The sequence below is a fragment of the Marinomonas sp. FW-1 genome, assembly GCF_005222245.1.
In the GTDB taxonomy this organism is placed as follows: domain Bacteria; phylum Pseudomonadota; class Gammaproteobacteria; order Pseudomonadales; family Marinomonadaceae; genus Marinomonas; species Marinomonas alcarazii.
In genome coordinates this window covers 3,204,177-3,231,031 of record NZ_CP025987.1, presented here as the reverse complement: position 1 = coordinate 3,231,031, position 26,855 = coordinate 3,204,177, and the positions used below count along the sequence as shown (strand labels likewise).

General features: G+C 44.6%; 16 protein-coding genes, 6 tRNA genes and 3 rRNA genes. 22 read left to right on the top strand and 3 right to left on the bottom strand.

Features of this window, described 5'->3' with window-relative positions; all coding sequences use genetic code 11:
- Positions 1-76: 76 nt before the first annotated feature.
- Positions 77-2,731: a DNA mismatch repair protein MutS gene (gene mutS, locus C1X04_RS14995; RefSeq protein ID WP_137170355.1), complete on the bottom strand. Its 2,655-nt coding sequence runs from the start codon at positions 2,729-2,731 to the stop codon at positions 77-79.
- A gap of 78 nt (positions 2,732-2,809) precedes the next feature.
- Between mutS and C1X04_RS14990 the strand changes: the two genes are divergently transcribed.
- The 3 genes from C1X04_RS14990 to C1X04_RS14980 all read left to right on the top strand — a co-directional run bounded on the left by C1X04_RS14990 (position 2,810) and on the right by C1X04_RS14980 (position 6,201).
- Positions 2,810-3,310 (top strand): CinA family protein, encoded by a 501-nt coding sequence (locus C1X04_RS14990; protein WP_137170354.1) that lies wholly within the window; start codon positions 2,810-2,812, stop codon positions 3,308-3,310.
- Between the two features lie 104 nt (positions 3,311-3,414).
- A complete protein-coding gene (gene recA / locus C1X04_RS14985; protein WP_217494973.1) occupies positions 3,415-4,479 on the top strand; it encodes a recombinase RecA in 1,065 nt (354 codons plus the stop codon).
- A gap of 147 nt (positions 4,480-4,626) precedes the next feature.
- A complete protein-coding gene (locus C1X04_RS14980) occupies positions 4,627-6,201 on the top strand; it encodes a hypothetical protein (protein WP_137170353.1) in 1,575 nt (524 codons plus the stop codon).
- A 40-nt stretch (positions 6,202-6,241) separates the two neighbouring features.
- Here the strand turns inward: C1X04_RS14980 and C1X04_RS14975 are convergent, their stop codons facing one another.
- Entirely contained in the window at positions 6,242-6,697 is a 456-nt protein-coding gene (locus C1X04_RS14975) for a regulatory protein RecX (RefSeq protein WP_110577000.1), read from the bottom strand.
- 196 nt (positions 6,698-6,893) lie between these two features.
- Between C1X04_RS14975 and C1X04_RS14970 the strand changes: the two genes are divergently transcribed.
- The 9 genes from C1X04_RS14970 (at position 6,894) to C1X04_RS14930 (ending at position 14,289) form a co-directional block, all read left to right on the top strand.
- A complete protein-coding gene (locus tag C1X04_RS14970) occupies positions 6,894-8,147 on the top strand; it encodes a D-amino acid dehydrogenase (protein ID WP_110577001.1) in 1,254 nt (417 codons plus the stop codon).
- A gap of 30 nt (positions 8,148-8,177) precedes the next feature.
- Entirely contained in the window at positions 8,178-9,275 is a 1,098-nt protein-coding gene (gene alr, locus C1X04_RS14965; RefSeq protein ID WP_137170352.1) for an alanine racemase, read from the top strand.
- A gap of 225 nt (positions 9,276-9,500) precedes the next feature.
- Positions 9,501-12,119, top strand: a complete 2,619-nt coding sequence (gene alaS / locus C1X04_RS14960; RefSeq protein ID WP_137170351.1) for an alanine--tRNA ligase — start codon at positions 9,501-9,503, stop codon at positions 12,117-12,119.
- Between the two features lie 45 nt (positions 12,120-12,164).
- Positions 12,165-13,406 carry an aspartate kinase gene (locus tag C1X04_RS14955; RefSeq protein WP_110577004.1) on the top strand — a complete coding sequence of 414 codons (1,242 nt, stop codon included), beginning with the start codon at positions 12,165-12,167 and terminating at the stop codon, positions 13,404-13,406.
- Between the two features lie 144 nt (positions 13,407-13,550).
- On the top strand, positions 13,551-13,739 hold the full coding sequence (gene csrA, locus C1X04_RS14950) for a carbon storage regulator CsrA (RefSeq protein ID WP_110577005.1): 189 nt from the start codon (positions 13,551-13,553) through the stop codon (positions 13,737-13,739).
- Positions 13,740-13,797: 58 nt separating this feature from the next.
- Positions 13,798-13,887, top strand: a tRNA-Ser gene (locus C1X04_RS14945).
- Between the two features lie 58 nt (positions 13,888-13,945).
- A tRNA-Arg gene (locus C1X04_RS14940) sits at positions 13,946-14,022 on the top strand.
- Positions 14,023-14,076: 54 nt separating this feature from the next.
- Positions 14,077-14,153: transfer RNA gene (locus C1X04_RS14935), tRNA-Arg, on the top strand.
- Positions 14,154-14,212: 59 nt separating this feature from the next.
- Positions 14,213-14,289: transfer RNA gene (locus tag C1X04_RS14930), tRNA-Arg, on the top strand.
- Positions 14,290-14,351: 62 nt separating this feature from the next.
- On the opposite strand, the gene C1X04_RS14925 is transcribed toward C1X04_RS14930, so the two are convergent.
- Positions 14,352-15,278 carry a tRNA-dihydrouridine synthase gene (locus C1X04_RS14925; protein WP_175404991.1) on the bottom strand — a complete coding sequence of 309 codons (927 nt, stop codon included), beginning with the start codon at positions 15,276-15,278 and terminating at the stop codon, positions 14,352-14,354.
- Positions 15,279-15,506: 228 nt separating this feature from the next.
- Here C1X04_RS14925 and C1X04_RS14920 point away from each other — a divergent pair, with 228 nt between their 5' ends.
- From C1X04_RS14920 to C1X04_RS14875, 10 genes are all read left to right on the top strand, one after another.
- Positions 15,507-15,755 (top strand): OadG family protein, encoded by a 249-nt coding sequence (locus tag C1X04_RS14920; RefSeq protein ID WP_137170349.1) that lies wholly within the window; start codon positions 15,507-15,509, stop codon positions 15,753-15,755.
- A gap of 38 nt (positions 15,756-15,793) precedes the next feature.
- On the top strand, positions 15,794-17,590 hold the full coding sequence (gene oadA / locus C1X04_RS14915; RefSeq protein ID WP_137170348.1) for a sodium-extruding oxaloacetate decarboxylase subunit alpha: 1,797 nt from the start codon (positions 15,794-15,796) through the stop codon (positions 17,588-17,590).
- 19 nt (positions 17,591-17,609) lie between these two features.
- Positions 17,610-18,782, top strand: coding sequence for a sodium ion-translocating decarboxylase subunit beta (locus C1X04_RS14910; RefSeq protein WP_110577009.1), 1,173 nt, complete (start codon positions 17,610-17,612; stop codon positions 18,780-18,782).
- Between the two features lie 406 nt (positions 18,783-19,188).
- Positions 19,189-20,726 (top strand): 16S ribosomal RNA (locus C1X04_RS14905).
- A gap of 172 nt (positions 20,727-20,898) precedes the next feature.
- Positions 20,899-20,975, top strand: a tRNA-Ile gene (locus tag C1X04_RS14900).
- Positions 20,976-21,109: 134 nt separating this feature from the next.
- A tRNA-Ala gene (locus C1X04_RS14895) sits at positions 21,110-21,185 on the top strand.
- Between the two features lie 267 nt (positions 21,186-21,452).
- Positions 21,453-24,339 (top strand): 23S ribosomal RNA (locus C1X04_RS14890).
- Between the two features lie 185 nt (positions 24,340-24,524).
- Positions 24,525-24,639: ribosomal RNA gene (gene rrf, locus C1X04_RS14885) — 5S ribosomal RNA — on the top strand.
- Together the 16S, 23S and 5S rRNA genes with 2 tRNA genes alongside form the textbook arrangement of a ribosomal RNA operon.
- A gap of 1,144 nt (positions 24,640-25,783) precedes the next feature.
- Positions 25,784-25,993 (top strand): cold-shock protein, encoded by a 210-nt coding sequence (locus tag C1X04_RS14880; RefSeq protein ID WP_024024079.1) that lies wholly within the window; start codon positions 25,784-25,786, stop codon positions 25,991-25,993.
- Positions 25,994-26,141: 148 nt separating this feature from the next.
- Positions 26,142-26,687, top strand: coding sequence for a DUF2058 domain-containing protein (locus C1X04_RS14875; protein ID WP_110577453.1), 546 nt, complete (start codon positions 26,142-26,144; stop codon positions 26,685-26,687).
- The last annotated feature ends 168 nt before the right edge of the window (positions 26,688-26,855 follow it).

The window sequence follows — 26,855 nt, the reverse complement described above, 5'->3', positions numbered from 1 at the left end:
TAGGCTATTTCGCGGCAAGCGACAATCGTAAATAGTCTACATTTATCTGCTATTAGCTTATATCGACAGTCGCTTATTACGACAACTGAGATTTCAGCTTATACAGGGCATTGATAGCCTCTAACGGCGTCATATTGTCTAAATCTAGTTCTTCAAGCGTATTTTTCAAGACATTCTGCTCGGCCTGGGCAAACATATCGACTTGCAGAGGTTGGTAGTCTTTGTTGTTTTCCTCAATAGTGCGTTGTTTGGTTTTCGCTTTCGTTGAGGGTGCGCTTGCTGGCGTTTCTATAGAATGACTATCAAGGTCTATGCCCGTTACGACTTCAAGCTCTTTTAACTTTTGTTTGGCATGTCCAATAACCCCACGAGGAACGCCTGCCAATTGCGCAACTTGTAAACCGTATGATTGGCTTGCTGGGCCTTCATGAACTTTATGCAAAAAGACGATCTCGTCTTCGTATTCTGTTGCAGTCAAATGAACGTTGGCGGCGTTGTCTAATTGATCGGCTAGTGTTGTAAGTTCAAAGTAATGGGTAGCGAACAGGACATAACATTTTAGCTCTTTGGCTAAGTAGTCGACAGCCGCCCAAGCGAGTGATAAGCCATCGAAAGTACTGGTGCCGCGCCCAACTTCATCCATTAGTACCAAGCTGTTTTTGCTGGCATTATTTAATATATTTGCTGTTTCTGTCATTTCTACCATGAAGGTTGATCGACCGCCTGCAAGGTCATCTGATGAACCCATGCGCGTAAATATTCGATCAACAATTGAGATAGACGCCGATTCAGCAGGCACAAAACAACCTGTGTGTGCTAGCAAAGTGATTAGAGCGATTTGACGCATATAGGTGGATTTACCACCCATGTTCGGACCGGTAATCATCAGTAATGAACGCTTGTCATTCAAATCAAGATCGTTTGGCACGAAGGGTTCTGAAATCACTGATTCCACAACAGGGTGACGACCTCCGATAATCTGAATGCCGCCGCGATTGTGTAATTCCGGGCAGTTAAAATTAAGTGTGTTCGCGCGTTCGGCGAAGTTGTTTAATACATCTAACTGCGCCAGAGCTTGGCTGGTGGTTTGCAATTCGCCTAGTACTTCATTTAGCTGATCGAGCAGCGCTTCATAAAGTTCTTTTTCACGAGCAAGAGATTTGGATTTCGCACTGAGTGCTTTATCTTCGAAGGCTTTTAGTTCTGGGGTAATAAAGCGTTCGGCATTTTTCAGTGTTTGGCGACGAATGTATTCTACTGGTGCTTGATCGGAATGCAGACGACTAATCTCGATGTAATAGCCGTGAACGCGGTTAAAACCAACTTTTAGTGAAGTGATCCCTGTGCGAGCCTTTTCTGTACGTTCCATTTCTGCAAGAAAGTCTGTGGCATTGGTTGATAAGGCTAACAGCTCATCTAATTCTTCATCGTAGCCTTGGGCAAAGACACCGCCATCACGAACCACAGAAGGTGGGTTTTCAACCAGAGCTTTTGCCAATGTTTCTGTAATGGCTGGCTGGGCGATAATGCGTTGGCTCAGTTCCGTAAGGCGTTGTGATTGGACGCTTGCGAGTAGTTGAGTAATTTCTGGCGCAGCTTCAAGAGCAAACCTTAGGCGTAATAAGTCTCTAGGACGTGCAGAGCGTAAAGCAACACGGGATAAGATACGCTCTAAATCACCCACTTTTTTTAGTGGCGCTTCAAAAGTGTCGTAAGTCAGGTTGTTTTTTAATTCGGAGACAACTTGCTGGCGAGCCTGAATTTCATTCAAATCACGAATTGGCGTGTGTAACCAGCGTTTTAATAAACGACTGCCCATTGGTGTTGAGCATTTGTCTAATACTTCCACAACTGTATTGCTTGTGCCGCCAGTTAGATTTATATCAATTTCTAAGTTGCGTCGTGTTGCTCCATCAATTAAAACGGAATCGTCTTTGTGTTCAACCATGATGGATTGAATGTGCGGTAAAGCGGAGCGTTGTGTGTCTTTGGCGTATTGAAGTAGAGCGCCAGCAGAAGAAATGGCTGCGGTGAGTGCCTCACAGCCAAACCCCGATAAATCTTTGGTGTTGAATTGCTGGATTAGCTGGCGATAGCTTGACTCATAATCGAAATGCCAAGGGCCAAGTTCTGCAATGCCTTTTTCTAGTTTGAGCGTGTCGCGCGCTGGGAAATCTTCGGAGATCAAAATCTCTCTTGGAGATAGGCGTTGTAATTCGCTAGAAAGCGCTTCATGGCCATCCACTTCAAATAGACAAAAACGGCCACTGGCCATGTCTAAATAAGAAAACCCAAAAACATCGAGACCTTTTCGAGATTGATGGGCGAGTGACAGCAAAAGGTTCTCGCGCTTTTCTTCTAAGAAGGCTTCATCACTAATTGTGCCTGGCGTGACAATACGAGCAATTTGTCTTTCAACAGGACCTTTGCTGGTGGCAGGGTCGCCTGTTTGTTCGGCAACCACAACGGATTCACCCATACGCACCAAGCGTGCAATGTAGTTTTCAGCGGCGTGGAATGGGATGCCTGCCATTGGAATCGGCATGCCGCCGGAGTGACCACGAGCGGTAAGTGTAATATCCAGTAGCTGGGAAGCGCGCTTGGCGTCGTCGTAAAAGAGCTCGTAGAAATCTCCCATGCGATAAAATAGCAGTTGGTTTGGGTGCTGTGATTTTAGGCCGAAGTACTGGCGCATCATAGGCGTGTGATTGTCTGCTGTTGTTTTACTCATTCGGGAAGCTCGATTGTGATCCAAAAAATAGAGGGGTATTCTACGGGATATTTTCCTAGGATTTAAGGGATTAAGGTAATGAATCAAATGCAAGAAATGACACGGGCAGCAGAAGAGGCTGGCCATGTATTGTTAGAGAAAGGTTGCATGCTTGTTACCGCTGAATCTTGTACTGGTGGATTGATTGGTGCGGTGTGTACGCAAGTACCTGGTAGTTCGTCATGGTTTTTTGGTGGTGTGATCAGTTACGCCAATGAAGCGAAAATGCAAGGCTTGTCTGTAGCAGAAGAAACCTTATTAACCTTTGGCGCTGTATCGGAGCAAACCGTAAGAGAGATGTGTGCTGGTGCTTTGCAACTTGGCGGAAATATTTCTGTTGCTGTTAGTGGTGTGGCAGGCCCTGGAGGCGGCTCGGAAGAAAAGCCTGTTGGCTGTGTTTATATCGGCTGGCAATTGCTCGGACAGGAAGCCAAAGTCGAGCGCTTTCAGTTTTCTGGGGATCGTCAGGCGGTAAGAGAAGCAACGGTTTTTGCAGCGCTTCGTGGTGTAAAAGCGCTGCTTAATGACGCACTTAAATAATACTGTTTTTATATACAGTATTTCTTGAGATTCCCTAAAAAAAGCGATAGAGTTACCCTCAACGACAATTAATCACAACGAACAGTAGTTACAAGGAATTCATTATGTCATCTATTGCAGACAACAAGAAAAAAGCGCTGGACGCGGCGCTGTCTCAAATTGAGCGTCAATTTGGTAAAGGTGCCATCATGAAGATGGGTGAAGGTGCCAAGCTTGATATTGATACTGTTTCTACTGGGTCGTTAGGCTTAGATATTGCGTTAGGTGCTGGTGGACTTCCTTATGGCCGTATTTGCGAAATTTACGGGCCTGAGTCTTCAGGTAAAACAACCTTAACGCTAAGTGTGATTGCTGAAGCGCAAAAACAAGGTAAAACGTGTGCCTTTATTGATGCCGAGCATGCGCTTGATCCTTCTTATGCTGAAAAGCTGGGCGTTAATATTGAAGATCTTTTAATCTCTCAACCAGATACTGGTGAGCAGGCGCTTGAAATTGTCGATATGTTGGTGCGCTCTAACAGTGTAGATGTGGTAATTGTCGACTCGGTAGCGGCTTTGGTTCCTAAGTCTGAAATTGAAGGCGAAATGGGGAGCTCTTCTGTTGGTGTTCAAGCGCGCTTGCTTTCTCAAGCAATGCGTAAATTGACAGGCTCTATTAAGAACGCTAACTGTTTGGTTGTATTTATTAACCAGATTCGTATGAAAATTGGTGTGATGTTTGGTTCACCAGAAACGACAACCGGTGGTAATGCGCTTAAGTTCTACTCTTCTGTTCGTTTGGATATCCGTCGAATCGGCTCTGTGAAGCAAGGCGATGAAGTAATCGGTAACGAAACTCGCGTTAAAGTAGTGAAAAACAAAATTGCGCCGCCATTCAAACAAACTGAATTCCAAATCATGTACGGTGCTGGTATCTACCGCATGGGCGAAGTGATTGATTTGGGTGTTAAGCAAGGCTTTGTTGATAAAGCTGGTGCTTGGTACGCTTATAACGGTAACAAGATTGGTCAAGGTAAGGCTAATGCCGCGCAATACTTGGCGGATAACCCTGAAATTGCACAAGAAATTGAAGCGAAAATTCGTGAAGATTTATTGCCTAAAAAAGCAGATGCAAAGGCAAATGTTGCTGCAAAAGAGGCAGAGGAAGAAGTTGAACAATTAGACTTTTAATTGTTTTTCGGTTGCTATATTGAGAAAGCAGGCTTCGGCCTGCTTTTTTTGTTTTTGTGGGAAGTGCTTTAAAAAAGATAGGTCTTATGGTTTCTTTGAGTCTAACCTTTGAAGATATTTCTCTTAATGATTAAAGAGGCTGTTGTTATGCAAATCTGGCATTGGGCATTAGTCGCATCAAGCGTGGTGCTATTGATCGTCTTGTTATTTGTTGCCCACCGTTATTTTGCTTTGAAGAAAGTATTGGCAGGCTCTGATGAGGCGTTGAGTGGTGCCGCTCATCCCTTAGGTGAGGACTTTGTTTCCGCGGATAAAAAAGCGCAATGGTTAGCACTTTTGAAACAGCAGCGGAATATTTGTAAGGACTTGCTAGAAAAGTCGCCAAAAGTGGACTCGCAAGGACGATCAGCGTTGTCTTGCTGGGCGATTTTTTTAGATGTTGAGATGCACGTTATTGAGCGTTCTGTACCTAATGAAAAAATAGTTATGTTATTGGGGGTGTTTAAAGGTCTGTTAGATCGAGTAGATCAGGCTCAAGAAATCGATGCTCTCCTTAAGTCCCTTAAAGTAAATCAATCTTTGTTGTATGAACTAAATAAAGTCATTCAAAAGGCGGGAGACAAGGTTTTTGCTCAGGATAATATAACAGCCGATTTGAATAATCAGCTTACTAAATTACAAGCAGAGTTGTCGGTTGAATCCGACCTAGACGATGCGCTCGCTGCTTTGCGAGCAGAAATGGCCAGTATGCATGAGTTTTCTGAAAGATTGGCTGTTCATATGGAAGAACTGAAAGATATTGAAGAGCATGAAGCCTATGTTGCTGCGTTGGAAGGTTTTATCAATGATGTTAGTGAGGCTGTTTTTTTAGATCCAATGAAAACTGAGCTAGATGATAAGGTTGCGGATCTTAAGGCATTAGCGGCTTATCAGAAGAATATAATTGAAGAGTTAAAAGAAGGCGTTCATAAGGTTAAAACGGATAACGAGGGGGAAGGGAAGTATTTAAGTGCGTATGACGTATCTATTGTAAGGCTAGAAAAGTCACTGCTTGAAAGTGGCCGAGTTGTTAAGAGTTTAGAGGCTAAGTTATTGAGTTTACAGACAATCCAATACAACTTAAACATAGATGCGGCTAAGCGTGATGAGGCCTTGAAGAAGGCAACTGCCTTGCTGAGCCAGAAAAAGCAGTCGAGTTCTGGGGCAATGGATATATATGGCGTTATGGAGGAAGAACGTAGCACTATGAAAAATATAGAGGATTTGCTTTATCAGGGCTCGTTTACAGAGCAGTCCGATGCCTATGTCAGTGAGCAGTCCATGAAATTGAATTCGCTACGCCAGATGGTCGATGAATCTGAATTGTATGTAGAAATGCTTGAGCGAGATTTAGAAGACGCAAGGGTGTTGCATGAAACGCTCATGAATAGAAAACTTTACCCAGAGGATTATATAGATTCAGCGCATGGTGACGAGGATTTGCTGAATAACCAAGATTTAGAAGAGATCGAGAACCTTCAAGAGATTAACAACGAACTGGAAGAAGAGAAAAGGCGTCTGGAGGCTGAAATATACGATGGTCAGGAGTTGTCTGATGAGGCCGTGAAATTACAGAAAAAAATTACGGAGTTAGATGCAAAGATTGAAGCCATTCAAGAAAAATATGTTGAAATGGAGGAGCGCTATTTGGCGGCCTTGATGGCAAAAGAACATAAACTGTAAGTGAGCTTAGGTTCATATATCGAGGTTTGATTTTCTTGCATTAGTCGTCTTCGTTTGACGATGTTGCGTATTTTATTTGCTCGAAGTCAAACCCTCGGTATTGCAAGTAGCGAGATTGTTTGGCCCTTTCTTTATAATCTGTGCAAAACTCTTTTCCAAATCGTCTTTCTTTTAATTGTCTTGCTAACTCAAACCAATCGGCATTTGCGTTTGAAATGGCTTCTTTTGCCAATTCACTACGGATGCCTTTTTGTATCAACTCTTGTTGTATTCGGCTTGCGCCAAGAGGTTTGCTTAGTCGGCTTCTAACAAAAATCTCTGCAAAACGCTCGTCATTAAGATAGTTCATTTCTTCAAGACGCTCGATGGTAGCAGTAATTTCCTCTTCCTCATGTCCTCTGGTTTTTAATTTTGTTGCAAGCTCTTTTGTGCTGTGTTCTCTGTGGCTTAGCAGTGACAAGGCTTGGTCAAATATAGATGTTTGCTGTTCTTTCATGTCTGTGTCCCTGCTTGCTTTGATTGAACGGCTATTTTATCAGTTGAATAAAGGTTTTACATTTCGTTTCTAATATACTTTAAAATGGATATTTTAAAGTTTATTATTCTTTTAAATATCATAAAATAAGATGATAAAACTGGATTTGTTGTGTGATTATAGGTGATATGACTTTATTTGTTTTTTGAGGTTTTCTATGCGTGTTTGCGTGCTGGGTGCGGGTGTTGTTGGTTTAACGTCAGCGTATTATTTGGCGAAAAAAGGGTATGAAGTGACAGTGATTGACCGTCAAGAGGGGGTTGCACTTGAAACAAGCTTCGCTAATGCTGGTCAAATTTCTCCTGGTTATTCAGCACCTTGGGCGGCGCCGGGGATTCCTCTTAAGGCGATTAAGTGGCTGATGCAAAAGCATGCGCCTTTAAAGGTTAGTGCTGATCCAGAGTTCAAAAAAATAGCTTGGATGGGCAAGATGTTGGCTAATTGCACAGAAAAGGCTTATGACGTTAATAAGTCTCGTATGGTGGCGTTAGCCGAATACAGTCGTGATCAATTTATCGCTATGCGTAAAGAGATCGGCATTAAGTATGATGATGGTCAAGGCGGACTGACGCAGCTATTCCGTAAAGACGAGCAGGTTGAGGCATCCGAAAAAGACATCAAGGTATTAAAGGCCCTAAATGTTCCCCATCAAGTTTTAACACCGGCACAAATTTTAGACGTTGAGCCAGGACTGGCGCCTGTAATTGATAAGTTTAAGGGTGGGCTTCGTTTAGTCGGAGACGAAACGGGAGATTGTTTTGTTTTTTGTCAGGAGCTTAAAAAACACTGTGATGAATTAGGTGTTACGTTTAAATTTGGTGTGTCGATTGAGCGCTTGGTCGTAGAAAGTGGTAAAATTCGCGCCGTAAAAACCGATCAGGGTGATTTTGAGTTTAATCATGTTTTGGTTTCCATGGGAAGCTACTCAAAAGAATTGCTTTCAGATATTGATATTTCTATTCCGGTTTATCCAGTGAAAGGCTATTCCTTAACTGTGCCGATCACAGACTCAAAGTTCGCCCCTGTTTCAACTGTAATGGATGAAACCTATAAAGTCGCAGTGACTCGATTAGGTAGTCGTATTCGTGCAGCAGGAACAGCGGAATTAAACGGATATAATCTTGATTTACCAAAAGTTCGCACTGAGACCATTACTCATGTTGTGCACGATTTGTTTGATCAGGGCTGTGACCTATCGGAAGCAGATTATTGGACAGGGCTTCGTCCAATGACACCTGATGGCACGCCAGTTGTTGGTCGCACACACATTGATGGTTTGTATTTGAATACAGGGCACGGAACATTGGGTTGGACTATGTGTTGTGGCTCTGCCGCTGTCATTGCGGATATTATGTCAGGCGATAAAACTGAGATCGATTCTCAAGATCTTTCTGTACAACGTTATAAGTAAGAAAACGCTTTAAAAATTTAAGGGGCGAAAATGGCACGGCCACTCACGGCAACGGTAGATTTGGAGGCAATCTTACAAAACTACCGCTATGCAAAAAAATTACAGCCAACTTGTAAGGCGTTCGCTGTTGTTAAAAGCAATGCGTACGGGCATGGTGCGGTCGAAGTATCGCGTTACTTGGATAAAGAGGTGGATGCTTTTGCTGTGGCGGCTATTGAGGAAGCCATTGCTTTGCGTGACGCTGGCGTTGTTTCCCCTATTTTGCTGTTGGAAGGTGTGTTTGAGGGTGAGGAGTGGGCGCTGTGTGAAAAGCATGGCTTCTGGGCCGCTATCGAAAACACTCAGCAGCTTGATGAGTTGCGTGCTAGTCATGCCAAAATCGAAAAGGTTTTTTTGAAATTAGACTCTGGCATGCATCGCCTTGGTGTTGATAAAGAGGCTGCACCGTCATTCGTAACTGCTCTAAAAGAGAGTGGTCAAGTGGGTGAAGTGGTGCTTATGACGCACTTTGCTTGTGCCGATGATTTGTCTGATCTTACGACAATGAAGCAGTTGGCGTATTTTGAACAAACTCGGCAGTTAATTGGTGACATTGAATCCAGTGTCGCTAACTCGGCTGCCATAATGAAATGGAGTGTGCCTGAAGGTGGTTGGATTCGTCCCGGCATTATGTTGTACGGAATTTCACCTTTTGCAGAGGTGAGTGGGCGTGCAATGGGGCTACGACCTGCCATGACATTGTCGTCAAAAGTGATTTCGACACGTAAAGTCAGTAAAGGCGATAAAGTGGGTTATGGATTGGGTTATGTCGCCGCAGAAGACCATATGTTGGCGACGGTTGCAGTGGGTTATGGTGATGGTTACCCACGCCATGCTGAAAACGGTACGCCCATGTTAGTGGGGGGGGAGCCCGCTTGTTTGGCTGGTCGAGTCTCGATGGATATGATTACTGTGCGTATGCAGGATTATTCTGCTGAACTTGCCATGGGCGAAGAGGTGGTTCTATGGGGTGGGGATGTTCCTGTCGAGGAGGTTGCCGACTACGCTGGTACTATAGGTTATGAATTGGTAACTAGAATGACAGCGCGACCTCATTATCGTTATACCCGCGGTGATCATTCTCAGTAGTCCTTTCTTAGAAAACCTTAGGTGAAAGTCGGTTTGTGTCAGCAAATTGGGCTTTTGCTTAAGGTTTGCACAAAATAAGCGTTAAATTACTATAGTTTCTTTTGAAAACACCTATCCTTTGCGTGTACTATTTTGTGCTTTTCATTGCATCGAGTAGGCATGTGTTAATCTGCCATTCACGCAATCCAATTCGTCCAGAAAATAGAGATAGAGACTCATCCCATTATGAAGAGTTCTGAGTTACGCCAGTCATTTTTATCGTACTTTGAAAGTAAGCAGCATCAAATCGTGGAATCCAGCTCTTTGGTACCAGGAAATGATCCGACTTTGTTGTTCACCAATGCTGGCATGGTCCAGTTTAAAGACGTGTTTTTGGGAGAGGATCTTCGTCCATACTCACGAGCAACAACGTCTCAGCGTTGTGTGCGAGCGGGTGGCAAGCACAATGACCTAGAAAACGTTGGTTACACGGCGCGTCATCATACTTTCTTTGAAATGCTAGGTAACTTCAGCTTTGGTGATTACTTTAAAAAAGATGCCATTCATTATGCTTGGGAGTTTCTAACCGTTGTGTTGAAGTTGCCAACAGAGAAACTCTTGGTAACGGTTTATGCTGAAGACGATGAAGCCTACGATATTTGGAATAAAGATATAGGTCTGCCTGCAGAAAAAATCGTTCGCATTGGCGATAACAAAGGTGGCCGTTACCAGTCTGATAACTTCTGGGCAATGGGCGACACAGGGCCATGCGGTCCTTGTACTGAAGTATTTTATGATCATGGTGAGCATATTTGGGGTGGGCCTCCAGGTTCTCCGGAAGAAGATGGTGACCGTTTTATCGAAATCTGGAACGTGGTCTTCATGCAGTTTAATCGTTCTGCTGATGGTGAGATGGCGCCTTTGCCTAAGCCTTCTGTTGATACTGGCATGGGCTTAGAACGTATTGCTGCAATTCTGCAAGGTGTTCACAGTAACTATGAAATCGATTTGTTTCAGAATCTAATCAAAGCTGCGGCAAAAGTTGTTGGTACTCAGGATCTGAGTGCGCAGTCTCTTCGCGTTATTGCAGACCATATTCGTTCTTGTTCCTTCATGATCGTCGATGGTGTGATTCCGTCGAATGAAGGTCGTGGTTATGTCTTGCGTCGTATTATTCGTCGTGCCATTCGTCACGGTAATAAGCTGGGTCAAAAAGGTGTCTTTTTCCATAAGTTGGTAGAAGCGCTTGATGTTGAAATGGGTGAAGCTTACCCAGAGCTAACTAAGTTAAAAGAGCGTGTTGCTTCTATTCTGTTAAAAGAAGAAGAGCAGTTTGCTAAGACGCTTGATCAAGGGATGAAAATCCTTGAGGAAGCGATTTCTGAACTAGGCGATAAAAAAGTTATTCCTGGCGAGACAGTGTTTAAACTTTATGACACTTATGGTTTTCCAGCAGATTTAACCAATGATGTCGCTCGTGAGAATGATCTAGAGATTGATGAAGCTGGATTTGAAGTTGCAATGGATGCACAACGTGCTCGTGCTCGCTCAGCAAGCAATTTCTCTATGGATATGTCCGGCAGTATAAAGCTGGACTCTGTTACTGAGTTCACTGGTTATGACAATCTGGCTGGTGCTTGCGAAATTGAAATGATCCTTGTTGACGGTGAATCTGTTCAGTCTATTGAGGCAGGTCAAGTTGCCGCTGTCGTTTTGAAATCGACTCCGTTTTACGCTGAGTCTGGTGGTCAAGTTGGTGACCAAGGTTGGTTGCGTGGCGCAGGAGCGTTCAAAGTTTCTAACACAACAAAACAAGCTAAGGCACACCTGCATTATGGTGAGTTAAAAGAAGGTAGTTTGACTGTTGGAGATCAAGTGACGGGTGAGGTAGATCGTACTTTGCGTATGGCTACAACATTGAATCACTCTGCGACTCACTTAATGCATGAAGCGTTACGTCGTATTTTGGGGGATCATGTTCTGCAGAAAGGCTCTTTGGTAAACGCGGAGCGTTTGCGTTTCGATTTTTCGCATTTTGAAGGTGTGACAGCGACCGAAATTGAGCAAATCGAAGATATGGTAAACGAACAGATTCGTTTAAACCGTGTTGTAGAAACAGACATTATGGATGTCGAGTCCGCTAAAGCGAAAGGCGCTATGGCGTTATTTGGCGAAAAGTATGACAGCGAAGTGCGTGTGTTGACGATGGGCGCTGATTACTCGATTGAGTTATGTGGTGGTACTCACGTAAGCCGCACAGGTGACATTGGTTTCTTTAAAATTGTTTCAGAGAGCGGTATTGCAGCCGGTGTTCGTCGTATAGAAGCGGTGACGGGTAAAGTTGCGATTGATACAACGCGTCAAACAGAGTCAATTCTTGACGGTATTGCCAGTCTTGTTAAAGGCAATCAAGACAGTGTTCTAGATAAAGTTGTGGCCTTAAATGATCATGCTCGTAGCTTGCAAAAAGAGCTGGATGCAGTGAAAAGCAAAATGGCAGCTTTGGCTGGTGCTGATTTGGCTTCTCAGGCAGTGGATATCAATGGCGGTAAGTTGTTGGTCGCTCAAGTTGAAGTGGAAGATCCAAAAGCATTGCGCGATTTGCTTGATGAGTTGAAGAGCAAGCTTGAATCTGCCGTTATTCTTTTGGCAGCGGTGAATGATGGTAAGGTAAGTTTGATTGCTGGTGTAACAAAAGAACTGACTAAAAACGTGAAAGCGGGTGACCTGATTAAGATGGTTGCACCTTTGGTTGATGGTAAGGGCGGTGGTCGTCCTGATATGGCTCAGGCTGGTGGTAATAATCCAGATGGTTTGCCTGCTGCGCTTGCGTTAGTGCCTGATTGGGTTGCTGAACGAGTATAACTTGATACGCTCTGTTTGAGCTTTGATTTGGGTGATAGAAAGATTATGGCGTTGTTAGTTCAAAAATACGGCGGCACTTCGGTAGGTACTATAGAGCGTATCGAAGCGGTTGCAGATCGAGTGTTAAAGCATAAGCAACAAGGCGATGATATTGTCGTAGTTGTTTCGGCTATGAGTGGTGAGACCAATAGACTGATTGATCTTGCTAAAAGCATCAGTGCTTCACCTAATGCGCGGGAGATGGATGTTCTTTTGTCGACAGGGGAGCAGGTTACCATCGCTCTTTTGTCAATGGCGTTGATGAAGCGTGGGCTTGATGCTCGTTCTTATACGGGATCTCAAATTCGTATTACAACTGACAACGCACATGGTAAGGCTAGAATCCAAAAAATTGACACCGAAGCGATGCGTGCAGACTTAGATGCTGGACGAGTGATTGTAGCGGCCGGTTTTCAAGGGGCGGATGAGTTTGGCAATATTACGACTCTGGGGCGAGGTGGCTCAGATACGACTGGTGTGGCTTTGGCGGCGGCTTTAAAGGCGGATGAATGCCAGATCTACACGGACGTTGATGGCGTTTATACGACAGATCCTAGGGTTGTGGACAGTGCTCGACGTTTGGAAAAGATTACCTTTGAAGAAATGTTGGAGATGGCCAGTCTTGGTTCTAAAGTGTTGCAGATTCGCTCTGTAGAGTTTGCTGGTAAATATCAAGTGCCACTGAGGGTACTGTCTAGTTTTGTTGAAGGTGAAGGTACATTGATTACAACTGAGGGGGTTAAGGGTATGGAGCAACCAGCGGTTTCTGGGATTGCATTCAATAGAGATGAGGCAAAGTTAACCCTGAAAGGTGTGCCTGATATACCTGGTATCGCTTCTCGTATTCTTGGCCCTATTAGCGATGCCAACATAGAAGTAGATATGATTGTTCAAAACGTATCTGTGGATGGTACGACTGACTTTACCTTTACTGTTCATCGCAATGAATATGATCAGGCGCTTGCAACATTGAATACGATTGCGAGTGAGCTTGGTGCGAAAGCCGTGTTGTCTGATGCTAAGATCGCTAAGGTGTCTATTGTGGGGGTGGGGATGCGCTCTCATGCCGGCGTGGCGAGCACAATGTTCAAGGCTTTGGCTGCTGAGTCGATAAATATTCAGCTGATTTCGACATCAGAAATTAAAGTTTCAGTCATTATTGATGAAAAATACATGGAGTTGGCTGTTCGAGCTTTACATTCAGCATTCAAATTAAACGAAGCGACACCAGGCGTGAGCGAAGCGTAACAATTGGATACATAAAACCCTGTACGAATGGATGGTTTAATTTTTAGAGAGGGGCTACAATAGCCCTTGTAGGAATTGCCCTACACCATGTGTAAGGCAATTCGACTAAAAACATTTAAAAGCTATTACAGGGAGATTGCTCAAATGCTTATTCTTACTAGACGTGTTGGTGAAACTTTAATGGTTGGTGACGAGGTTTCTGTCACTGTATTAGGCGTAAAAGGTAATCAGGTTCGTATTGGTATTAATGCACCTAAAGATGTTTCTGTTCATCGTGAAGAGATTTATCTACGCATTCAAAAAGAACAAGACGATCAAGATTTAGAAGATTAATTTTAAAAAAAGCCTTTACAAGACAAATGTGTCGTATATAATGCGCCCCACTTGTTACGGAGAGTTGGCCGAGTGGCCGAAGGCGCGCCCCTGCTAAGGGTGTATGGGTTAACACTCATCGAGGGTTCGAATCCCTCACTCTCCGCCATTTCAAGTTTTATTTAGAGACTATCCTTTCTAAATAAAAAGAGAAAAGAAATTGCAGTGCACCCGTAGCTCAGCTGGATAGAGTACTCGGCTACGAACCGAGCGGTCAGAGGTTCGAATCCTCTCGGGTGCACCATTTCAAAAATACATTTTGTTTTATCCAGAATAAAATGTAGGAATAAATTGCTATGCACCCGTAGCTCAGCTGGATAGAGTACTCGGCTACGAACCGAGCGGTCAGAGGTTCGAATCCTCTCGGGTGCACCATTCATTCCCCAATGCATTTTTTATTTATCCACATTTAAAATGTACTAAAAAATTGCTATGCACCCGTAGCTCAGCTGGATAGAGTACTCGGCTACGAACCGAGCGGTCAGAGGTTCGAATCCTCTCGGGTGCACCATTTCCTTTTCTTATTTATCTCCCCAAATATTTATATCCTCCCAATATTTTTTACCTCCTTTGTTATTTCATTATTTCTTCAAAGCACGTTGTTATTTCGTCTGTATTTTTGCTACGACGTAGTGCCTGCAGGTTTTCTTTGATTTCTACAAAATTGAAGCGTAAGTGTCCGCACCATTGTTTTAACCTGCCAAGTGTTGCAACCTCATCATAGTGCTGTTTCAGTTCCTTAGTGTAAGTGCTGAATAGCTTTATAAAAGTGGATTTATCAATGCTGCTTATTTCACAGTTTAGCTCGGCTCTTAGTTGTTGAAAAATAAATGGGTTATTAAGAGAGCCTCTTCCAATCATAAAATGTTGGCAGCCTGTGATGGCTTGACAGCGCAGTAGGGACTCTGTGTCTATGATGTCGCCATTTGCGACAACGATCATTTTTGTCTTATCCTGAATTGCGCCAATTTTTTCCCAGCGAGCCGGTGGCTTGTAGCCATCTTTTTTGGTCCGCCCATGGATTGTCAGTGTACCTACTCCAGCGGCTTCAATTGCTGCCACATTTTCAAATAATAGGTCTTCATTCTCAAAGCCTAAGCGAATTTTTGCAGAGACAGGGATTTCGTTTGGTAGGCTTTTGCGAATGGCGCTCATGATCTCGTGCAATGTATCTGGCGTTTGCAGTAGCACTGAGCCACCGCCATGACCATTTACACGTTTTGCTGGGCAGCCAAAATTTACATCGATATGTGTGGCACCAGCCTCAACAGCATTTAACGCACTTTGTGCCATGAGTTCAGCATTGCTGCCTAGTAATTGTGTGTGGACTGGGTGATTGTATTGTGTTTTTGCTGCCTGTTGGTTTTCAGGAATAAGGCGTTTAAATGTGCTTGAAGGGATGGGGTATTGCGTAACCCTAATGAATTCGGAAACTAAATAGTCCATTCCACCAATTCTGGAAAGTAATGCTCTCATTGTGTGATCCATAACACCCTCCATTGGGGCTACGGCCAGTACAATATTATTCTTGTGTGCTCTTTTAATGGGAAAAGGTGCTTTTTCTAGGGAATTGTTCACGAAATAAGTCTAACTGTTATGCGAAAAAAATATGAAACTGTTCTGGTTTATGATAAAAACTATCTATAACAAATAAACAGTGCTGCTGTGTGTGCATCTGATCACATTAGGTCTGTACAAACAAGGCAAGATAAATAAGGTGTTAATGCTATGAATGGGCTGATAGAAGATGGTTTTGGGCTGATGGTCTTGGGAATGGGGTTTGTTTTCCTGTTTCTGGTTGTCTTGATATATGCGACTAAGTTCATGTCGCGTCTGCTTAATAATTGGTTCCCTGAGCAAGCTGTTGTTGCTCCAAATTCTGCGCCAAAGGTTTTGACCCCCTCTGGTGTCGATGCGCAACTGACAGCCGTTATTACCGCAGCAGTTCACCAGCATCAAAAAAGTAAAAAATCCTAATCTCATATTAATAACTTTACTCTCTACGAGGCAGAAACATGACAACAACAAAGCAACCTCTTGGCATTACTGATGTCGTTTTGCGTGATGCTCACCAATCTTTGTTTGCTACGCGTATGCGTATTGACGATATGCTTCCTATTGCTGAAAAGCTTGATCAAGTTGGCTTTTGGTCGCTTGAGTCTTGGGGCGGGGCGACGTTTGATGCTTGTATTCGCTTTATTGGTGAGGATCCATGGGAGCGTATTCGTGAGCTTAAAAAGGCAATGCCTAATACGCCTCAGCAAATGTTGTTGCGCGGGCAAAACTTGCTTGGTTACCGTCACTATGCCGATGATGTAGTTAATAAATTTGTGGAGCGGGCTGCGTTTAATGGCGTAGATGTTTTTCGAATTTTTGATGCAATGAATGATCCTCGTAACTTGGAAACGGCGATTAAGGCGGTTAAGCAGCAGGGTAAGCATGCACAAGGCACTATTTCTTATACTAAGAGTCGAGTACATACAACTCAGAACTGGGTTGATTATGCCAAAACGCTTGAGGATATGGGTGCGGACTCTATTGCCATCAAGGATATGTCGGGGATTTTAACTCCATATGATGCTTTTGAGTTGGTGAGTTTGCTTAAAGCTCAAACTCAATTAGAAGTTCAATTGCATGCACACGCAACTTCTGGCTTGTCAGATATGACGATACTAAAAGCGGTTGAGGCTGGCGTGGATCGTGTTGATACTGCGATTTCTTCTATGTCGATGACATACGGTCATAGCGCAACAGAATCTGTAGTTGCAGCTTTGCAGGGTACAGATAGAGATACAGGCTTGGATTTAGAGTTGCTAGAAGAAATTGCTTCGTATTTCCGAGATGTAAGGAAAAAGTATGCGAAGTTTGAAGGGTCTCTTCGTGGTACAGATTCTCGTATTTTGATAGCTCAAGTTCCTGGTGGCATGTTAACGAACATGGAAAGTCAGTTGAAAGAGCAAGGTGCTGCAGATAAGTTTGATGAAGTGTTAAAAGAGATACCAAAAGTTCGTGAAGATCTAGGTTTGATTCCACTTGTTACGCCTACTTCTCAGATTGTTGGTACTCAGGCTGTTTTGAATGTCCTAACAGGTGAGCGTTATAAATCAATTTCAAAAGAGACAGCAGGTATTTTGAAAGGGGAATACGGTGCTGCGCCAGCTGAGTTTAATCGTGAATTGCAGGCGAGAGTGTTGGATGGTTCCGAGGCGATCACTTGCCGACCAGCTGATTTGTTGTCACCAGAAATGGAGAAATTGACCGATGAATTGGTTGCTCTTGCCAAGGAAAAGAGTATTTCCCTATCAAGTGATCAGATTGATGATGTTTTAACGTATGCTTTGTTTCCTCAAATCGGGCTGAAATTCTTGCAAAATCGCGGGGATTCTAGTGCTTTTGAGCCAGCTCCTTCCATTGAAGATGCCGTTGAAAGTACGTCAGTAGCGGCGAGCGCCCCTTCGAGCGAGGCGAGTGTTTATACTGTTTCAGTTTCAGGGCAGAGCTTTGTTGTTCAGGTGTCGGAAGGTGGTGATGTAAGTAATATTCAGCCAGTAGCAAGTGCTCAAACTTCTCCGGTACCGGTATCAGCGCCAGCACAAGCTTCTGGCGAGGATGTGCCTTCTCCATTAGCAGGCAATATATTCAAAGTGCTCGTGTCTTCAGGGCAGCAAGTGAATGAAGGCGATACCGTCATGATTCTAGAGGCGATGAAAATGGAGACTGAGATCTCTGCGCCTAAGTCAGGTGTCGTGGGTTCCATTAATGTAAAAGAAGGTGACTCCGTACAGGTCGGTCAGTCGCTTCTCACTTTGTAGTTAAAGGAACAAGTTTAAAATGGAAAATAAATTATTAAACCTTTACCACGATACTGGGATTTATCAGCTCGAATTTGGCCAGTTTGTGATGATCTGTGTCGGTTTGTTGTTGGTCTTTTTGGCGATAAAGAAAGGCTTTGAGCCGTTATTGCTGTTGCCTATCGGTATTGGGGCGGTGCTTGTCAATATTCCTGGTGCAGGATTTATGGCGGCTCCTGTCTATGATGCCGCTGGTCACATGGTGTCGCCAGGTGGGCTGCAATATTATATCTACCATGGAGGAATTGAGACGGGCTTGTTTCCGTTGCTCATTTTCATGGGGGTTGGAGCCATGACGGATTTCGGTCCTATGTTGGCGAACCCTAAAACCTTGCTTCTTGGGGCTGCTGCACAGTTTGGTATTTTTGCTACCGTAATTGGGGCGGTGCTTCTTGGTGCTTCAGGTATTATGGATTTCTCATTAGCGGATGCTGCTGCAATTGGTATTATCGGTGGTGCAGATGGTCCGACAGCTATTTTTGTTGCTAGCCGATTAGCTCCTGATTTATTGGGTGCCATTGCTGTTGCTGCTTATTCTTACATGGCGTTAGTTCCGCTTATTCAACCGCCAATAATGCGAGCGCTAACAACCAAAGAAGAGCGCTCTATTAAAATGGAGCAGCTTAGACCTGTTACTAAAAAAGAGAAGATTGTCTTCCCTATTGTTGTGACTATTCTTGTCGCTATGTTTTTGCCATCTGCAGCGCCTCTATTAGGGATGTTTTGTTTTGGTAACTTGATGCGAGAGTGTGGCGTTGTTAATCGCTTAAGCGATACGGCTCAAAATGCGTTGATTAATATTGTTACTATCTTCTTAGGTTTAGGGGTAGGGTCAAAGCTGAGTTCTGAGGCTTTCTTAAATTTAGAAACACTTGGAATATTAGGTTTGGGTTTGGTTGCTTTTTCTATTGGTACAGCTGCTGGCGTATTAATGGCGAAGGTAATGAATCGATTCTCCAATGAAGCTATAAACCCACTTATTGGCGCGGCAGGTGTTTCAGCTGTTCCCATGGCTGCGCGTGTCGCTAATAAAGTCGGGCTTGAAGCCAATAAACAAAACTTCCTTTTGATGCATGCGATGGGGCCGAACGTTGCAGGTGTAATTGGTTCTGCTGTCGCGGCAGGCGTAATGTTGAGTTACGTTGGTGGTTAGCGTTTAGTTCCGTTCCAACAAAAAGACACTTAGGTGTCTTTTTGTTTATGTGGGGCTTAGAGAAGAAAAATAAAAACTTTTCATAAAAAGTGAAAAAAGAGCTTGCGCTAAAAAATTCAGAATGTATTATACGCCCCCACTGACACGGAGAACAACGCAAGCGAAGGTTTGCACTTACCAAGGTAAGTAAGTTGAACAAGGTGTCAAACGCTCTTTAAAATAGATAATCAGATAATTTGTGTGGGCGCTCGCTGGAGGCTTCAGAAGATCCTTTTAGGATCAAAAAAATTGAAGTCTTGCGAAACGTCTAACACGTCAATTCGCTTTATGTTGGCTTATTGTTTTTAGGAACGGTGAGTCGATTAAGTTATTGTTAGTGTAATAGATTTTGAGTAAGCAAACTTTTTAACTGAAGAGTTTGATCATGGCTCAGATTGAACGCTGGCGGCAGGCTTAACACATGCAAGTCGAGCGGTAACAGGGGAGCTTGCTCCTGCTGACGAGCGGCGGACGGGTGAGTAACGCGTAGGAATCTGCCTAGTAGAGGGGGACAACATGTGGAAACGCATGCTAATACCGCATACGCCCTGAGGGGGAAAGGAGGGGACTTTTCGGAGCCTTCCGCTATTAGATGAGCCTGCGTGAGATTAGCTAGTTGGTAGGGTAAAGGCCTACCAAGGCGACGATCTCTAACTGGTCTGAGAGGATGACCAGTCACACTGGGACTGAGACACGGCCCAGACTCCTACGGGAGGCAGCAGTGGGGAATATTGGACAATGGGCGGAAGCCTGATCCAGCCATGCCGCGTGTGTGAAGAAGGCCTTAGGGTTGTAAAGCACTTTCAGGAGTGAGGAAGGGCGTTTGGTTAATACCCAAGTGTTTTGACGTTAGCTCCAGAAGAAGCACCGGCTAACTCTGTGCCAGCAGCCGCGGTAATACAGAGGGTGCAAGCGTTAATCGGAATTACTGGGCGTAAAGCGCGCGTAGGTGGTTTGTTAAGTCGGATGTGAAATCCCAGGGCTCAACCTTGGAATGGCACCCGATACTGGCAGGCTAGAGTACGGTAGAGGGGTGTGGAATTTCCTGTGTAGCGGTGAAATGCGTAGATATAGGAAGGAACATCAGTGGCGAAGGCGACACCCTGGACTGATACTGACACTGAGGTGCGAAAGCGTGGGGAGCAAACAGGATTAGATACCCTGGTAGTCCACGCCGTAAACGATGTCTACTAGCCGTTGGGTTGTAATGACTTAGTGGCGCAGCTAACGCAATAAGTAGACCGCCTGGGGAGTACGGCCGCAAGGTTAAAACTCAAATGAATTGACGGGGGCCCGCACAAGCGGTGGAGCATGTGGTTTAATTCGAAGCAACGCGAAGAACCTTACCTACTCTTGACATCCAGTGAACTTAGCAGAGATGCTTTGGTGCCTTCGGGAACACTGAGACAGGTGCTGCATGGCTGTCGTCAGCTCGTGTTGTGAAATGTTGGGTTAAGTCCCGTAACGAGCGCAACCCTTATCCTTATTTGCCAGCACTTCGGGTGGGAACTTTAAGGAGACTGCCGGTGACAAACCGGAGGAAGGTGGGGACGACGTCAAGTCATCATGGCCCTTACGAGTAGGGCTACACACGTGCTACAATGGCGTATACAGAGGGCTGCGAACTTGCGAGAGTAAGCGAATCCCAGAAAGTACGTCGTAGTCCGGATTGGAGTCTGCAACTCGACTCCATGAAGTCGGAATCGCTAGTAATCGTGAATCAGAATGTCACGGTGAATACGTTCCCGGGCCTTGTACACACCGCCCGTCACACCATGGGAGTTGATTGCTCCAGAAGTAGCTAGCTTAACCTTCGGGATGGCGGTTACCACGGAGTGGTCAATGACTGGGGTGAAGTCGTAACAAGGTAGCCCTAGGGGAACCTGGGGCTGGATCACCTCCTTAAACGATAGAAACCTCTGGTGAGCGTTCACACAAATTATCTGATGTCTAATTTATGAGAAGCACAGAAGTGTTTTAATCTGTTGTTCTGTTGGTTAGAGCGTACCCCCTTATTTTGGTAAAGAGTAGGGTGAGGTCGACCGAACTAAAACAAACAGCAAGTTATATTGTATTTGGGTCTGTAGCTCAGTTGGTTAGAGCGCACCCCTGATAAGGGTGAGGTCGGCCGTTCAAATCGGCCCAGACCCACCAGAATTCCAATAACATCGTTATTTAAGCTCTCGTTTAGCAAGCTAAACGTCGACCTTAAAAGCCTTGTTCTTGAAAACCTGGTATTTGATTAGAGATATGTTCTTCAATCCACCAAATACAATCTAGTAAATAATGGGGCTATAGCTCAGCTGGGAGAGCGCCTGCTTTGCACGCAGGAGGTCTGCGGTTCGATCCCGCATAGCTCCACCATTTACTTAAGATACTGTGTGAAAGATTAGAAGAGAGTTCTAAGCAAGACGCTAAACATCTTACGCATTCGTGTGTTGGGTGATTTTTAGTCTCTGACTTAGTGCTTTGCACTAAACTTGCTCTTTAACAATTCAAATTTTGAAATAGACGATAATCAAGCGTCAAACCGGTGGAAAGCACCTTTAACCTAGGTGACTTTCTAAATCGTAAATCCAGAGGGGGACAAAAGCCCTTTGGTATGTGATCCGAAACTATTTTGGGTTATATGGTCAAGTGACCAAGCGTGCACGGTGGATGCCTTGGCAGTCAGAGGCGATGAAGGACGTGGTAATCTGCGAAAAGGTTCGGGGAGTTGATAAACAAGCTTTGATCCGAACATGTCCGAATGGGGAAACCCACCCGCTTGCGGGTATCGTATGGTGAATACATAGCCATACGAGGCGAACCCGGGGAACTGAAACATCTAAGTACCCGGAGGAAAAGAAATCAACCGAGATTCCCTAAGTAGCGGCGAGCGAAAGGGGATTAGCCCTTAAGTGATTTTGGTGTTAGTAGAAGGCTCTGGAAAGGGCCGCCGTAGAGGGTGATAGCCCCGTATACGAAAACACCTTAATCATGAAAACGAGTAGGACGGGACACGTGTTATCCTGTCTGAATATGGGGGGACCATCCTCCAAGGCTAAATACTCCTGACTGACCGATAGTGAACCAGTACCGTGAGGGAAAGGCGAAAAGAACCCCTGTGAGGGGAGTGAAATAGATCCTGAAACCGTGTACGTACAAGCAGTGGGAGCGGACTTGTTCCGTGACTGCGTACCTTTTGTATAATGGGTCAACGACTTATTTTCAGTAGCAAGGTTAAGCACATAGTGGAGCCGTAGGGAAACCGAGTCTTAATAGGGCGTTTAGTTGCTGGGAATAGACCCGAAACCGGGCGATCTATCCATGAGCAGGTTGAAGGTTGAGTAACATCAACTGGAGGACCGAACCCACATCCGTTGAAAAGGCTGGGGATGACTTGTGGATAGGAGTGAAAGGCTAATCAAGCTCGGAGATAGCTGGTTCTCCTCGAAAGCTATTTAGGTAGCGCCTCGTATCTCACCATTGGGGGTAGAGCACTGTTTGGGCTAGGGGGTCATCCCGACTTACCAACCCCATGCAAACTCCGAATACCAATGAGTGCAATTACGGGAGACACACGGCGGGTGCTAACGTCCGTCGTGGAAAGGGAAACAACCCAGACCGTCAGCTAAGGTCCCAAAGTTACAGTTAAGTGGGAAACGATGTGGGAAGGCTTAGACAGCTAGGAGGTTGGCTTAGAAGCAGCCATCCTTTAAAGAAAGCGTAATAGCTCACTAGTCGAGTCGGCCTGCGCGGAAGATATAACGGGGCTCAAACTGTACACCGAAGCTACGGATGCTTAGTTTACTAGGCATGGTAGAGGAGCGTTCTGTAAGCCGTTGAAGGTCAAGCTGTAAGGCAGGCTGGAGGTATCAGAAGTGCGAATGTTGACATGAGTAACGATAAGGGGAGTGAAAAACTCCCCCGCCGGAAGACCAAGGTTTCCTGTCCCATGTTAATCAGGGCAGGGTGAGTCGGCCCCTAAGGCGAGGCAGAAATGCGTAGTCGATGGGAAACAGGTTAATATTCCTGTACTCGTGCATATTGCGATGGAGAGACGGAGAAGGCTAGGCCAGCACAGCGATGGTTGTCTGTGTTTAAGGCGGTAGGTTTAGGGCTTAGGCAAATCCGGGCCCTTTTAAGACCGAGAACTGATGACGAGCCCTCTTTTGGGCGAAGTGGTTGATGCCATGCTTCCAGGAAAAACTTCTAAGCTTCAGATATGCAGGAACCGTACCCCAAACCGACACAGGTGGTCAGGTAGAGAATACCAAGGCGCTTGAGAGAACTCGGGTGAAGGAACTAGGCAAAATGGTACCGTAACTTCGGGAGAAGGTACGCCGGCCGGTGTGAAGGACTTGCTCCGTAAGCACTAGTCGGTCGAAGATACCAGGTGGCTGCGACTGTTTATTAAAAACACAGCACTCTGCAAACACGAAAGTGGACGTATAGGGTGTGACGCCTGCCCGGTGCTTGAAGGTTAATTGATGGGGTTAGCGCAAGCGAAGCTCTTGATCGAAGCCCAAGTAAACGGCGGCCGTAACTATAACGGTCCTAAGGTAGCGAAATTCCTTGTCGGGTAAGTTCCGACCTGCACGAATGGCGTAACGATGGCCACACTGTCTCCACCCGAGACTCAGTGAAATTGAAATCGCAGTGAAGATGCTGTGTATCCGCGGCTAGACGGAAAGACCCCGTGAACCTTTACTATAGCTTCACAGTGAACTTTGAACCTACTTGTGTAGGATAGGTGGGAGGCTTTGAAGCGGTGACGCCAGTTACCGTGGAGCCACTCTTGAAATACCACCCTGGTATGTTTGAGGTTCTAACTCAGGTCCGTAATCCGGATCGAGGACACTGTGTGGTGGGTAGTTTGACTGGGGCGGTCTCCTCCCAAAGAGTAACGGAGGAGCACGAAGGTGTGCTCAGCATGGTCGGAAATCATGCATAGAGTGTAAAGGCAAAAGCACGCTTAACTGCGAGACAGACACGTCGAGCAGGTACGAAAGTAGGTCTTAGTGATCCGGTGGTTCTGTATGGAAGGGCCATCGCTCAACGGATAAAAGGTACTCCGGGGATAACAGGCTGATACCGCCCAAGAGTTCACATCGACGGCGGTGTTTGGCACCTCGATGTCGGCTCATCACATCCTGGGGCTGAAGCCGGTCCCAAGGGTATGGCTGTTCGCCATTTAAAGTGGTACGCGAGCTGGGTTTAGAACGTCGTGAGACAGTTCGGTCCCTATCTGCCGTGGACGTTTGAGATTTGAGAGGAGCTGCTCCTAGTACGAGAGGACCGGAGTGGACGAACCTCTGGTGTTCCGGTTGTCACGCCAGTGGCATTGCCGGGTAGCTATGTTCGGACGGGATAACCGCTGAAAGCATCTAAGCGGGAAGCCTCCCTTAAGATAAGATCTCACTGGGACCTAAGTCCCCTAAAGAGCCGTTCGAGACTAGGACGTTGATAGGTTGGGTGTGTAAGTGCTGTGAGGCATTGAGCTAACCAATACTAATTGCTCGTGAGGCTTGACCATATAACACCAAAGTGGTTTTAGAAACACAAAAGACACAGATTACGATAAAGCATCAGCAATGATGAGCATCGGTTTGATACTTGGTTATCACTATTTCAAAATGAATTGTTAAAGATCCAAGCACGTATTCGCGTGTTGTGGTGAGACGAAAAAAGTCCAGCCAGAACAAAACGCAAAACGAATTGCTTGACGATCATAGAGGCGTTGAACCACCTGATCCCATCCCGAACTCAGAAGTGAAAAGCGCCATCGCCGATGGTAGTGTGGGAGATCCCATGTGAGAGTAGGTCGTCGTCAAGCTTTAAAATGAAAAGAACCTCGTCCTGCGAAGCAGGGCGGGGTTTTTTCGTTTTGGAATATCGTCATCTATCTCTTTACTACTTTTGGATACATGTGATCACACGATGCACCGAAGGTGCTAGTGGAAGACATCCGCAGGATGCCCGAAGGTGATGAAGCACCGCTTCAGATCATTGTGGTCGTCGTATCGTGCTCCAAAGTCAGGTTTTTTCGTTATGGGGAATTAATAGGCTAAGCTGTAATGGCTTACTCTTTTGTGCCCCGCTTGCGCCTGTCTCATTCTTCGACGCGTCTGCTCGGGTCATCAAAAGAGAACGCCTTAAATCGTCTATCTGAACTCATGCCACGTAGTAATGGCTTACCCTCTGTATCCAGTTTGCGCTTGTCTTATCCTTCGGTGCGTCAGTGCGGGATATTAAGCGCGCCTTGTGTCATTTAGTGGGCATCAGTACACGATGTGATCGTTGATGTTATTCTGACGAAGGTGGGAGTCTACGGGGGAGTCTTTGCAGATTAGTCTGTCCGGTAGTTTACTTTGCTATCCGATTCGCTTTTGTTTGCTGTACAAGCTGTTGGTGTAGCAAATACACTTAATAGAATTACATTAAAAATGTGTGCTTGGACTGTACTAATTTTCAAAATGGATTTGTCTAACTGTATCAATATTAGTGAAAATGGTAGGGGAAAAGTTGTGTTTTATGGGGGGTAAAAAAAAATTATGCTTCTATTCAGCTTGAGCATCCTACCTAAAATACTGACGTCAATGCGTGTTATTTTACAAAAAATGTATGGATGTTGGGGGGCTTGGTAAAAAATATTTTATTCTTCATTTGTTTTTTTTGATGTTAGATTTTTATAAATATTCTTAAAAAACATGAAGTTAAAATATATCCGGTGATAATTTGAGGTTTGTATTATGAAGTACTGTAATTTTTTTTTAAAACTTCATTGACCCAACGCTTGAAAGCGGACTACAATCAGTTTCGTTTAAAAGAGTTGGCAATATTTATGTCCAGAGTTGCGAATAATACGTCATGTATGTTCGGTCCTGTTAAGTCATAAGTAATACCGAGTTTTTTTAGCACTATAACGTAGATGATTTACATCTTCGTATAAATTAACTTAACCTACAGGATAAACAGACATGTCTGACGTAGTAACTGGTACAGTAAAATTTTTCAACGAAACTAAAGGTTTCGGTTTCATCACTCAGGATTCTGGTCCTGATGTTTTTGTTCACTTCTCTGCAATCAACACTTCTGGTTTCAAAACTTTGGCTGAAGGCCAAAAAGTTGAATTCCAAGTAGCTCAAGGCAAAAAAGGCCCTGAAGCTCAAAACGTTACTCCTCTATAATTAAGAGTAAACGTTGCTGAGGTTTTGCTCAGCAGTGCGAATGCTAAAAAGCGACTTTATAAGTCGCTTTTTTTGTTTTTGTTGTTTATGGTGCTTTAAAGTCCCATAGCGAAGTCGGCAGACTTGTTGGTATAAGAGGAGAAATGGAATGGCTGCAAAATCACTGCAAGAGCAATTACTAGGTGTTGGGCTTGTAGATAAAAAGAAAGTAAAGAAGCTAAAGGCTGAATCTTTACAGCATAAGCAAAAAGTTAAAAAGGGTAAGGTCTCTGCAACCGAAGTAGATGACCGACAAGAGCTTTTAAAGCGTCAACGTGATGAGAAAGCTGAAAAAGATCGACTGTTAAACTTAGAGCGCCAAAGGCTTATAGAAGAAAAGGCTGTTCATGGGCAAATACGACAGATGATAGAGCAAAATCGTATTAAACGAGAGAGTGGTGATATTTCTTATCACTTCACTGATAATAAAAAAGTTAAGAAATTGTATGTTACCCAATCTATTCATAATGACTTGAGTTGCGGACGCTTAGCGATAGTAAAACTTGATGAAAATTATGAACTTATCGCTGAGCCTGTTGCGGTTAAAATAACCGAGCGTGATCCTTCTTATGTTCTCGTGTGCAATAACCGTACAGAAAGTATTGAAGATGATCCTTATGCAGACTTTCAAATACCTGATGACTTAATGTGGTAGCTGCATTTTACCCTGCACTGTATGCGTATTTTTTAAGTAAAATGTAAATTATCGCTTGCATAATCCAGATTAGCAGGATAGTTTATTAGATAGACAGAGAGTAAAGGAATTACTCATGCCTCCAGGATGGAGGCTCTGTCACTTCTCAGGAAGAGTTTAGCTGCAAGG